Consider the following 11,644-nt stretch of genomic DNA (forward strand, 5'->3'; position numbering starts at 1 on the left):
GGCAACAAACCGACGTTCAAAATTCGAAAAGCATCAACGACGAGTGGCGACCTCTTGCAGGGCCTGGGCCACCGCCTCTTCAATCGCCAAATCGCTGGTATCAATCACCACGGCGTCTTCAGCCGGTTTCAGCGGTGCTTCGGCGCGGTTCATGTCGCGCTCGTCGCGAGCTCTTACATCCGCCAGAACCTCAGCCAAACTATTCGCCTGCCCCTTGGCGGACAATTCTTTGAACCGCCGCTGCGCCCGGACCTCAGCGCTGGCGGTGACAAAGAGCTTCACCTCGGCATTGGGGCAGATCACCGTGCCAATGTCGCGCCCATCCAGCACGGCGCCCCCTGCGCGGCGGGCAAAGGCGCGTTGGAAATCCACCAGGGCGGCGCGCACCTCGGCGATCACAGCCACTTTGGAGGCCGCCTGCGCCGCCTCTGGACCGCGCAGATCAGGACGCTCTAGATCTTCTGGCGTCAGACTCTGTGCCGCTTTGATTGCGGGTGTACCTTCCAGCATCTTGGCCCCAACGGCCCGGTACAACAGCCCGGTATCCAGATGCGCCAACCCCAGCTCTGCCGCTACGGCCTTGGAGATCGTGCCCTTGCCCGCAGCTGCTGGCCCGTCAATGGCGATGGTGAAACTGGTGCTCATCTGCGGTGCTCTCCGGTTGCTGTCAGCCCTTGCTGAGCTTGGCCCCAAGCCCTGTCATCAGCGGCTCAAAAATTGGGAAGGATGTGGTGATGGGATTGCCGTCATCCACCGTGACCGGGTTCTGCGCCGCCATTCCCATCACCATGAAGGACATGGCAATACGGTGATCCAGGAAACTCTCGCAGGTGCCACCACCGGGAACCCCATCAGGGCCAAGGCCATCAACCGACCACCAGTCCTCGCCCTCAGCCACGGTGACGCCATTGGCCCGCAGCCCGCGCGCCATGGCGTCAATCCGGTCGCTTTCCTTGACCCGCAATTCCTTGACGCCAGCCATCATGGTCTTGCCACTGGCAAAAGAGGCCACAACCGACAACACGGGATATTCGTCAATCATCGAGGCAGCACGCTCTGGCGGCACCGCGATGCCCTTCATGTTGGGCGAATACTTCGCCCGCAGATCGGCAACCGGCTCGCCGCCTTCTTCGCGCGGGTTCTCGAATGTGAGATCCGCGCCCATGTCCTGCAGCGTGTAAAACAGACCGGCACGGGTGGGATTGAGGCCAATGCCCGGCACCAGCACATCCGACCCCGGTGTGATCAGTGCTGCGCAGACCGGAAAAGCCGCCGAAGAGGGATCTCGCGGCACAGCAATGACCTGTGGTTTCAGCTCTGGCTGACCGGTGAGGGTGATTACCCGCCCCTCGTCGCTATCCTCAACCGTGATTTCAGCACCAAATCCCGCCAACATGCGTTCGGAATGATCCCGGGTCGCTTCTTTCTCGACCACTACGGTCTTGCCCGGCGCATTCAGCCCCGCCAGCAGCACGGCGGATTTCACCTGCGCCGAGGGCACCGGCACCACATAGCGCACCGGGGTTGGTTCGGCTGCGCCGACAATGGTCATCGGCAGGCGGCCGCCCTTGCGCCCTACGGTTTTGGCACCAAACAGCGCCAGCGGATCAGTCACCCGCGCCATGGGTCGACCATTGAGGCTGGCATCCCCCGTGAAGGTCACGGTGATCGGCGAGGTCGCCATACAGCCCATGATCAGACGCACGCCAGTACCGGAGTTGCCGCAGTCGATCACGTGGTCAGGTTCGGCAAAACCACCAACACCAACCCCAAAGACCGACCAATTGCCGCCACCGTGATTGACCACCTCGGCACCAAAGGCCTGCATGGCCTTAGCCGTGTCCAACACATCGTCGCCTTCGAGAAGGCCGGAAATCTTGGTCTCCCCAACCGCCATGGCTCCCAGAATCAGCGAACGGTGCGAGATCGATTTGTCACCCGGCACCTTGGCACGGCCCGTAAGAGGCTCGGCACGGTGGGAGGTCATCGGGATGGGGGTACCGTGTCCGGACATGGCGCTTCCTTTGTCAGTATCGTCTCAGCCGTTGGTGTTCCGGCTGCATATGTTTCCGCTATCGGTAACGAATTGAGCACAAAGCGTCCAGCACCGATCCCTGGGTCTTTGCGCGCGGATCAGCCGAGACGGCGGAATGTCAGATAGGTGGGGGTGCGCCCCTCGCGCAGGGCCTTTTGCTCGTACCGGGTGGAAATCCAGTCTTCCCAGGGCTCGCGCCAATCGGCGGCCTCACTTGCCAGCCATTCAAAACCTGCCTTTGGCACCTCTTCCAGGGTCTGGCGCACATAGTCGGGAATATCGGTGGCCACGCGGAAGATCGCGCCGGGTTTGAGGCAACGCGCCAGCGGTTCCAGATGTTCCTGGGTCACAAAGCGGCGCCGGTGGTGCCGGGTCTTGGGCCAGGGGTCAGGATAGAGCAGAAACGCCTTGGCAATAGACTGCGGTGGGATCACATCCATCAGATCGCGCGCATCGCCGGGATGCACCGCGATATTGTCACAGCCTGCCTTGCGGATCTTGCCCAGCAACATGGCTACGCCATTGATAAAGGGCTCGGCCCCGATAATGCCCACATCTGGATTCGAGCTTGCCTGATGCACCAGATGTTCACCGCCACCAAAGCCAACCTCAAGCCAGGTATCCCGACCGCCGAACAGCGCCTCAAGATCCAGCGGCGTGCGGTCGGGGTTTTCATCCCAGCCCACAGCACCGGGGCTAAGGCTTTCCAGATCTTCAGCCAGATAGCGGCGCTGGCTGTCCTTCAGGGTCTTGCCACTGAAGCGACCATAGAAATTGCGCCAGGGCGCTCCGCTGACATGGGCGCCGTCTTCAGGTGCGGCTGCTGGAGTTGTATCCGGCTGGCCCTTGTCAGAGCCTGTTTCGCGGGGCGGTTTATTCTCGGCCATGGGCTCGGCTCTTCCTTCAATCAAGCGCACTCGGTTTGGCCAGTGCAGACAGGGGCCAGGATAGAGAGGAGCGCAGTTGGCCGCCCATCTGCCGCAAGCAGCGCCGCAGGTCAAGGGAGGCGCCAGTTGAGGCTTGGTCCAGGATCTGGAAACCTCGGGTCAGGGCTACAGGTGCTACTTCTTTTGCTGCAACACCACCTGAGGCCGATCAGAGAGCGGCTCTGCAACGACGCGTGGCCTCTCCAGCGGCGGCAGAACCGCCTCGCGCAACACGCCCGCAGTGGCCAGTTCTTCCTGCGTTGGATACCAGATCTCACTCGATTCCGCCTTCATGCTCTCAACCGCAAATCCGGCTTCGACCCCGCGCGAGATCATATAGGCAAGGTGTTCGTGAATTTCGATCTGGGTGTCGGCGTAAATCCAGGCGCCAAATTCAAAAGGCGAGTCCCAGTTTTTGCGCTCTCGCCAGTTGCGATAGTAACGCTGCACCGCCTCCGCCCCCCAGCTGCGTTGATGAAAGCCGATCTTGGCGCCCTGCGCAATATGGCGACGGTTGCCCGCTAGAAAGACGTCTACACAGGCGCTGGTACATTCATCGCCCACATAGGTATCCAACCTGTATTTCATCACCACCCCGGCCATTTCTGTTCCGGCATGGACACTGCCGCCGCTGCTGTTGAGCTGAATCTCCAGAATCTCTGTGTGTTTTCTCAGGGCCCGCTTCAAAGCCCCGATGTCTCTCTCTGTGATTTCGCCATTGATTTTCTCAGTGTCGTAGATCAGGCGTGTGCCCTCGATCTCAAACTTCTGCGAAATCCTTTCATTGGCCAATACCGACAATGGGAAGAGCGCCAGAGAAACGGCAGTGAAAAAACGGATCATCCTGTCCAAGTCCTGTCAGTTGCAAGGTTCCGCCTCAGCATGGCCTGAATCGGCGCTTTCAACCAAGCAGTTATTGCCCAACTGCTTGGTCCCAGGCGGTCGGCAGAACCGCGATCGGGTCAACCTTTTGCAAACACCGAGCGCAGGATAAACATGCCGGGAATGGTCACGATATACATAGTGATCCCATAAACCGCCGCGGGGACGGCGTATTCAGGGATGCCCCCCGTCTGTGCCACCATGCCGGCCACCGTGATGCCAAGCGTAGCATTCTGCACGCCCATCTCGATCGAGACGCACAGGCCGTCGCTCCCCGTCAATCCGAGCAAGCGAGCGCTGATAATCCCAACGCACAACAAGACCACGTTCAATCCCATGAGGATAGGCCCCAGCTCCCCTATGCTTGCAACAAACAGCTCCCAGTTGGTGTACAAGGCAACGGCAACTACGAGTACAAACAAAACCGTTGCTGCCAGAGAGATTTTCTTTTCGGCCCGATAGGCCAGATCAGGATCAAAGGCGCGAACCAGCAAGCCAAAGATCACCGGAACAGCAGTGATGGCAAACATGGAAATGCCAATGGTCGTCACATCGACCTCTGGCGCATCAGCCCCCAAAAAACGACCAGCGGCCCAAACGACAAGAAACGGGACTGTCAGGACGGAGAGCAGGCTGACAATGGCTGTCAGGGTAATCGACAGGGCGACGGTACCACCCGCCAGTTTCGTCAGGATGTTTGACGTCACCCCCCCTGGGCAAAAGGACAAAACCATCACGCCAAAGGCAAGCGCCGGTGGCAGGTCAAAAACCATCAGCGCTAGGAAAGCCAAAACAGGCAGGGCAACGACCTGAAGCAAAACACCAACAATCACCGCCCGCGGCATTGTGAAAACCCGGCTAAAATCGGCCAGCGTCAGCCCGTAGCCTAGCGAAAACATAATAAAGGCCAGCGACAACGGTAGGGCCACTTGAATCAGCATTTTGTATTACCTCCCTCATTTGTGAGAAAACTTCGCACAAAACAGCAAAAGGGCCAAAGCTTTCCCAACGGAAAGCTTTGGCCCAAGAGGTTAAATTATCACTACGATTTAGACGGCTTTTTTCAGCGCCTCAACCAAATCGGTGCGCTCCCAGCTGAAACCGCCATCAGCATCGGGCTCGCGGCCAAAGTGACCATAGGCAGCTGTGCGTTGATAGATTGGCTTGTTCAGGCCCAGGTGCTGGCGGATACCGCGCGGGGTCAGATCCATGGTCTGGTCAATTGCCCGCTCGATCAAAGCCGGGTCAACTTCACCAGTGCCATGGGTATCGGCATAGATCGACAGCGGCTTGGACACGCCAATCGCATAGGACAGCTGAATGGTGCAGCGTTCGGCCATGCCTGCGGCAACAACATTCTTGGCCAGATAGCGCGCTGCATAGGCCGCTGAGCGGTCCACCTTGGTCGGGTCTTTACCCGAGAAAGCGCCGCCACCATGAGGTGCCGCACCGCCATAGGTGTCGACAATGATCTTACGCCCGGTCAGACCTGCATCGCCATCAGGGCCACCAATGACAAATTTGCCTGTGGGGTTCACATGCCAGGTGGTTTCATCGGTCAGCCAGCCCTCGGGCAGGACTTCGTGGAAATAGGGAGCAACCATGGCGCGGATGTCTTCCGAGCTCAGGCTCTCGTCCAGATGCTGGGTCGACAGAACCAGCGAGCTGACGCGCACGGGCTTGCCATCTTCATAGACAACAGAAAGCTGCGATTTTGCATCGGGGCCCAGCGCGGGCTCGGTGCCATTTTTGCGGACTTCGGCAAGACGACGCAGAACAGCGTGGCTATACTGGATCGGCGCAGGCATCAGCTGCGGTGTTTCCGTGGTTGCGTAGCCGAACATGATGCCCTGATCACCAGCACCTTCGTCCTTGTCGGCCGAGGCGTCAACGCCCTGCGCAATATGGGCGGACTGTTCGTGCAGCAGGTTGGTAACTTCCACGGTCTTGTGGTGGAACTTGTCCTGCTCGTAGCCGATATCCTTGATACAGGCGCGGGTGATCGCATCGATCCGGCCCATATAATCGTGCAGCTTGTCCTGATCGGACAGGCCAACTTCGCCGCCAATAACGACGCGGTTGGTGGTTGCAAAAGTTTCCGCCGCGACCCGGGCCTCGGGCTCTTCGGCGAGGAATGCGTCGAGGACGGCATCCGAGATCTGGTCACAGACCTTGTCCGGGTGGCCCTCGGAAACGGATTCCGAAGTGAAAGTATAGTTCTTGCGTGTCATGAAAATGCTCCATTGGGTTTACCCCATCACGCCAGGAAGCCGTTGTGAGAGGAATTAGACCGATTTACGCGGGGTTGCTCGTGAGGTCAAACACTAAACTCCAGAAGTTAAGCCCCTATGAGCGCCCGTGCGATTTACGGCCAAAAACCGCCACCCCCAGCGCCAGAAAAATACATAGAATGAAAACGGGCCAATCCCCTGTACGCCGGAACAGTGTCGGCTCCAGCGGCTTTGGCAGATAGCCATCCACCGCGCCCGATTTCCCAAGAACGATATGCTCCCGCATCCGCCCGTAAGGATCGATCATGGCGGTGATACCGGTATTGGCGGCGCGCAGCATCGGCAGACCCTGTTCTGCGGCGCGCATCCGCGCCTGCACTAGATGCTGATAGGGGCCAGAACGAGTGCCAAACCAGGCGTCATTGGTGATCTGGATCAGCATATCGGGCCGGGTGGTGGTTGCATTTACATCCCTGGCAAACACCGCCTCATAGCAGATCAGTGGCTGCGCCACTCCAATTCCCAGATCCAGCAGCGCCGCCCCGGGACCGGCGCTATAGCCGGCCCCCTGCTGCGCCGCAAATCCGTGGATGCCAAACTGCGCCATCAGATCGCCAAAGGGAACATATTCGCCAAAAGGCACGAGATGCGCCTTGTCATAGATCTGAACCACCTGCCCTGCGGCATCCAAAAGGATGGCGGAATTGAAATAGCGCCCCTCTTCACGACGCTGGATGCCAAGCAGCAGCGGAGCCCCTCCAATGCGCGTTGAAATAGCCGACAGAGTCTCATCTGCGTTGTTCAACAGTTGCGGCACCGAGGTTTCCGGCCAAACTATCAAGTCCGGCTTGGGGCTGTCTGAGGTACTACTGGTTTCGCTCAACTCGATGGCCCGGCGGACAAAATCCCAGCGCCGCTCTGGTAGCCACTTTTCTGCCTGTGGCGCGTTGGGCTGCACCAGGCGCACCAGTTTGTCGGTCATCTCCGGAACCGGTGGAGGCGGTAACGCATATCCTGCCAGAGCCACCAGCAAGAGCGGCAAGACCGCCAGCAAGGGTCGGTAGCGCAGCAGTGCTAATGGCAGGGTGACGAGCAGGGTCAACAGGGCAAGCCCCTGCGCGCCAATCCAAGGCAGCAGTTGTGCTGCCGGGGTGTCGATCCAGAACTGAGCGAACCCGGCCCAAGGAAAACCGGTCAACAGATAGGCGCGACCAAATTCCGCCAGCGACCACAGCGCCATCAACAAGACAAGCCGGGCTCCCCCACGTTGCCATCGCGCCGCAAGCCCAAAGGCCAGCCCCCAGAACAGCGCCACCCCCGCAGCCAGGAAAACAAGCGCAAAGGGGGCCATCCAGGCGTAGCGATCGGCGTCGATCTGAAAGGGTTCAACAATCCAAGACAGGCCAAAGCTGAAATAGCCGAGCCCGGCGAGCCAGCCAATGACTGCCGCCTGCATTCCCGAGCGTGCCCAAAGCGCCAGCACGCCGATGCCACCAAGGGCAAAAGGCAGGCTCAGCAGAATATGCAGGGGCGCCAGAGCAAAAGACAACAACGCCCCAAGACCAAAAGCAGAGAGCGCCGCGACCCAGCTGTCGCGGCGATAGGCCGCGCGGCGAAATCGGAGCCAAAGCCCGGTCTTCACGCGGCCCGGTCCGGCATCATAACCCGCAGCCGTTTAATCCGGCGGGGATCTGCATCCATGACTTCGAACTCCGGCCCATCCGGATGCTCGATCACCTCACCACGCGCCGGGACCCGACCAGAGAGCATAAAGACCAGCCCACCCAGGGTGCCAATTTCCTCGGCATCGACGTCTTCGTGACGGGTCAGCGACTGACCGATTTCAGTTTCGAATTCTGCCAGCGGCGTACGCGCCAGGGCGATATAGCAGCCAGCCTTTTCCTGATACCAGGTCTGGTCTTCGCCCGGGTCGTGCTCGTCTTCGATCTCACCAATGACCTGTTCAATCAAATCTTCGATGGTCACCAGCCCGTCGACACCGCCATATTCATCGATCACCAGCGCCATGTGGCGACGCTCAGCCTGCATCTTGGCTAGCAGCACACCAATCGGCATCGAGGGCGGCACAAACAGCAAAGGCCGCAGCATCTGCGACAGCTCAAACGGTTTGGTGCCGCCATTGAAGCCATGGGTCAAAGCAAAATCTTTGAGATGGGCAAAGCCCAGGGGCGTGTCCAGCGTGCCCTCGTAGACCGGGATTCGGGTATAGCCGCTGTCGCGAAACACCTGCACCAGGTCGTCACGATCGATGGAGACCGGAACCGATAGAATTTCAGCCGAAGGAATGGCCACATCTTCGACCCGCATGCGGCGCAGGTTGATCATGCCATGAGACTGAGGTTCGGGGCTTGGTCCCGGTTCCATCCGGGGCGGTTGCTCGGGGATGTCCGGTCCGAAAGAGCCAAAAACACGCTCCCAGAACCCGGGTCGGTGTGCCGCGCGGGCTTCTGCCTCAACGCTACCAATGTTGTTCTGCAGCGCGCCATGCGCCGCGTTAGAACTGCCTTCTATATCGCCCATCTGTCCTATCCAAAATGCCCCCTTAGAGGCTGTCATCCACAGTATATGGGTCATCCAGACCCATATTGCCAAGTATCTCGACCTCCAAGCCCTCCATCACTGTGGCGTCAAGGTCGCTAATGTGATCATAGCCCAAAAGATGCAACACTCCATGAACAGTCAAATGTCGCAAATGATCCGCCAAGGGCTTGTTTGCGGCAACAGCCTCTCGCTGGCAGGTCTCAAAGGCTATTGCGATATCGCCCAGCGGGATCTCGCCCGTGAAATCCGCCTCAGGAGGCAGCGGCTGCCCCCCCGGAACTTCTGCTGCCAGATCCTCGGCGGGCCAGCTCAGCACATTGGTGGGCACGGGCTTATCGCGAAACTCGGTGTTGAGCCCTGCAATACGATCATCGCCGCAGGCCAGCAGGGCAATCTCGCAGGCCTCAGTCTCCAGCTCAAAATGCCCCAATACCGCTGCCACGGCTTGCTCTGCCAAGGCCTCCAGTCCGACCTCCTGCCAACGGCTGTCTTCGATTGTGATTTCCAGCGCCATGGCCTGCCACCCTCCCTTCAGAGCGCATCAGCGCCTGATCAAACCCAAGGCCCCAGCCTGCGCTAGGCCGGTGGGGTTTCAGCGTCATAGGCCTCGATGATGGCGGCGACAAGCGGATGCCGTACCACATCGCGAGCGGTGAAATAGTTGAAACTGATTTTGGAGATCGGAGACAGCAGACGCTCCGCATCAGCCAGCCCTGAGGTCACCCCGCGCGGCAGGTCAATCTGGGTGCGATCCCCTGTCACCACCATCCGAGAACCTTCGCCCAAACGGGTCAGGAACATCTTCATCTGCATGGAGGTGGCGTTTTGTGCTTCGTCCAGCACCACAAAGGCATTCGACAGCGTCCGCCCCCGCATAAAGGCCAGAGGCGCGATCTCGATCTGCTTTTCTTCCAGCAGTTTGACCAGTTGTTTTCCGGGTAGGAAGTCATTCAGCGCATCATAGAGCGGCTGCATATAGGGGTCGACCTTGTCCTTCATATCGCCTGGCAGGTAGCCGAGCTTCTCCCCGGCCTCGACCGCAGGGCGCGACAGGATGATCTTGTCCACTTGTCCGGTGATGAACAGGTTCACTCCAACCGCCACCGCCAGATAGGTCTTGCCGGTGCCGGCTGGGCCAATGCCAAAGGCCAACTCGTGTTCAAACAAAGAGCGCACATAGGCCTTTTGCGCATCGGTGCGAGGTTCCACCAGTTTCTTGCGGGTCTTGATCTCCACCTGTCCACCCTTGAACATCTCAAGCTGGTCATCGCTGGCCTCATCTTCGGCATGCCCCATACGCAGCTCACGATCGACATCGCCGTGTTCAACGCTGCGCCCGGTTTCCAACCGATCATACAGCGATATCAGCACTTCAGCCGCCTGGTCCCGCAAAGCCTCTTCGCCCAGAACGGATAGCTGATTGCCCCGGCGGATGATCTGAACCCCGATCTTTTGCTCAATTTCAGTCAGGTTGCGGTCATATTCGCCGCACAGATCAATCAACAGGCGGTTATCTGGAAATTCGAGCAGAACCTCATGGGTGCTGTCTGTCTTTGGCGGCTGGATCCGGGCGCTTGTGGCCAATGGGGGGGACTCCTGATTTGCTGTGTCTGCCCTCAGTCTGGACCTGCCTCAGGATGGGCGCAAGCGCAGGCAGCGCAAATTCACAGAAATGAGATAAAAATGGCCGTCCACTTCTGGACGGCCACTGCAAATTTCAAGCGATGATCTGGACAGGCTGCGAGGCCTTAGAGCGAATCCGGGAAGGTGGATCCGTCTTTGAACGGCCCGGTTGCCACATTGCGCGGCAGCGGGCTGTTGCAGACGGGTTTACCATCCGGCGTGCGCCGCAGATCTGCGTAGCCTTCGAGACCATCATCAATGATCCAGTGTTCACAGCCCTGTGGGTCAACCCAGATCCCGGCTGTCATATTCGACAGATGAGAGTTGGATCCATCGCCAGCATGCTGGTCACGGGTCTTGTCATGGGTGATTTCACAGGCTGATACAGCGGTCAGCGCAAGGGACAGCGCGGTTGCTTTGAGTAGGTGCATCTTGGTGTCCTTCTTTAGCGCAGGCAGTAGATTTCGACGCGACGGTTCTGCGCCATATTGGAAGCGCTGGTGTTGGGCACGCGTGGGTCCCGCTCACCATAGGCGCGAATATCGGCGATCCGAGCACCAACCGATTTGGCAACACCCGCAACCGCATTGGCGCGACGCTGCGACAGGCGAATATTGTATTCGTCAGAGGCGCGGCTGTCGGTATGGCCCGCGATCACAAACGACCGCACGTTGCCCTTGTTGGAGTTAAAGAACTCCTGCAGGCGCGACTTACCGGCGGCGCTGATGTAGTGTTTGTCGGTGGCAAAGAACTGATCTGTCTCCATCACACCACACAGATTACCACGGCGACACACTGGTTTGCCATTTGGCAGCACATGCGGCGTCATATAGCCTTCGGCCCCGTCATCCATGACCCAATGTTCGCAGCCATCGGGATCGACCCAGATGGTCGGAACATAGCGCTCACCCACCACGGTCCGTGGTGCAGTGGTATCCTGCGCCTGTACCGAAACTGTCGACAGGCTCACGACAGCCGCAGCAGCTGCCAGCATAGAGAGCATGTTTTTTGCATTCATTTTCATCACAACCAGATTTCCTTCACCTAAGTCCCCCCAGGGAGCTTGCCGCCAAAAATTCCTAACACTCAGGTTATCAGCAACAATCTACACGGTTTTTATGTAAACACAGCCCCTGCAAATGCAGGCATTTTGCGCGATTATGCGGTTTCCAGCGACACTCGTACAGTTTTGTATTAATTGTTCGCAATAGCGCTGCAATAATGACTCACTCTTGCTGGGCAAAGCTTGGGCCAATTGGTTTTCCAAGCGAAATCAAGCCGCAAAGCCCGGCCAGAGAATCGCCCCTGCTGCGCGCGCAGGAGAGGGAAATCAACCGTCTTCCAAAAGAGAGACAACCCAATGGAGCTCCCTCTCCCAGGCTCTG

12 protein-coding genes and 1 riboswitch are annotated in these 11,644 nt (G+C 58.9%); all 12 genes read right to left on the bottom strand.

Annotated features, from left to right (window positions below):
• Positions 1–33 precede the first annotated feature (33 nt).
• The 12 genes from cmk to ABJP42_RS03135 all read right to left on the bottom strand — a co-directional run bounded on the left by cmk (position 34) and on the right by ABJP42_RS03135 (position 11,283).
• Positions 34–645, bottom strand: a complete 612-nt coding sequence (cmk, locus tag ABJP42_RS03080) for a (d)CMP kinase (RefSeq protein ID WP_348338423.1) — start codon at positions 643–645, stop codon at positions 34–36.
• A 22-nt stretch (positions 646–667) separates the two neighbouring features.
• Positions 668–2,014: a 3-phosphoshikimate 1-carboxyvinyltransferase gene (aroA, locus tag ABJP42_RS03085; protein ID WP_348338424.1), complete on the bottom strand. Its 1,347-nt coding sequence runs from the start codon at positions 2,012–2,014 to the stop codon at positions 668–670.
• A gap of 119 nt (positions 2,015–2,133) precedes the next feature.
• Positions 2,134–2,922 (bottom strand): tRNA (guanine(46)-N(7))-methyltransferase TrmB, encoded by a 789-nt coding sequence (trmB, locus tag ABJP42_RS03090; protein WP_348338425.1) that lies wholly within the window; start codon positions 2,920–2,922, stop codon positions 2,134–2,136.
• Between the two features lie 174 nt (positions 2,923–3,096).
• Positions 3,097–3,804 carry a COG3904 family protein gene (locus tag ABJP42_RS03095; protein WP_348338426.1) on the bottom strand — a complete coding sequence of 236 codons (708 nt, stop codon included), beginning with the start codon at positions 3,802–3,804 and terminating at the stop codon, positions 3,097–3,099.
• A gap of 119 nt (positions 3,805–3,923) precedes the next feature.
• On the bottom strand, positions 3,924–4,784 hold the full coding sequence (locus ABJP42_RS03100; RefSeq protein WP_348338427.1) for a bile acid:sodium symporter family protein: 861 nt from the start codon (positions 4,782–4,784) through the stop codon (positions 3,924–3,926).
• 108 nt (positions 4,785–4,892) lie between these two features.
• Positions 4,893–6,074 carry a methionine adenosyltransferase gene (gene metK / locus ABJP42_RS03105; protein ID WP_348338428.1) on the bottom strand — a complete coding sequence of 394 codons (1,182 nt, stop codon included), beginning with the start codon at positions 6,072–6,074 and terminating at the stop codon, positions 4,893–4,895.
• A gap of 5 nt (positions 6,075–6,079) precedes the next feature.
• Positions 6,080–6,128: riboswitch (SAM-SAH riboswitch) on the bottom strand.
• A 61-nt stretch (positions 6,129–6,189) separates the two neighbouring features.
• Positions 6,190–7,716 carry an apolipoprotein N-acyltransferase gene (gene lnt, locus ABJP42_RS03110; RefSeq protein ID WP_348338429.1) on the bottom strand — a complete coding sequence of 509 codons (1,527 nt, stop codon included), beginning with the start codon at positions 7,714–7,716 and terminating at the stop codon, positions 6,190–6,192.
• Positions 7,713–8,615, bottom strand: coding sequence for a hemolysin family protein (locus ABJP42_RS03115; protein WP_348338430.1), 903 nt, complete (start codon positions 8,613–8,615; stop codon positions 7,713–7,715). The genes lnt and ABJP42_RS03115 overlap by 4 nt, the downstream gene beginning before the upstream one ends.
• Before the next feature lie 22 nt (positions 8,616–8,637).
• A complete protein-coding gene (gene ybeY, locus ABJP42_RS03120; protein WP_348338431.1) occupies positions 8,638–9,150 on the bottom strand; it encodes an rRNA maturation RNase YbeY in 513 nt (170 codons plus the stop codon).
• 62 nt (positions 9,151–9,212) lie between these two features.
• Positions 9,213–10,220 carry a PhoH family protein gene (locus ABJP42_RS03125; protein ID WP_348338432.1) on the bottom strand — a complete coding sequence of 336 codons (1,008 nt, stop codon included), beginning with the start codon at positions 10,218–10,220 and terminating at the stop codon, positions 9,213–9,215.
• A 164-nt stretch (positions 10,221–10,384) separates the two neighbouring features.
• Positions 10,385–10,690 carry a hypothetical protein gene (locus tag ABJP42_RS03130; protein ID WP_348338433.1) on the bottom strand — a complete coding sequence of 102 codons (306 nt, stop codon included), beginning with the start codon at positions 10,688–10,690 and terminating at the stop codon, positions 10,385–10,387.
• 14 nt (positions 10,691–10,704) lie between these two features.
• Positions 10,705–11,283, bottom strand: coding sequence for an OmpA family protein (locus ABJP42_RS03135; RefSeq protein WP_348338434.1), 579 nt, complete (start codon positions 11,281–11,283; stop codon positions 10,705–10,707).
• Between the last annotated feature and the right edge of the window lie 361 nt (positions 11,284–11,644).

Source organism: Pseudophaeobacter sp., assembly GCF_039971195.1.
In the GTDB taxonomy this organism is placed as follows: Bacteria; Pseudomonadota; Alphaproteobacteria; order Rhodobacterales; family Rhodobacteraceae; genus Pseudophaeobacter.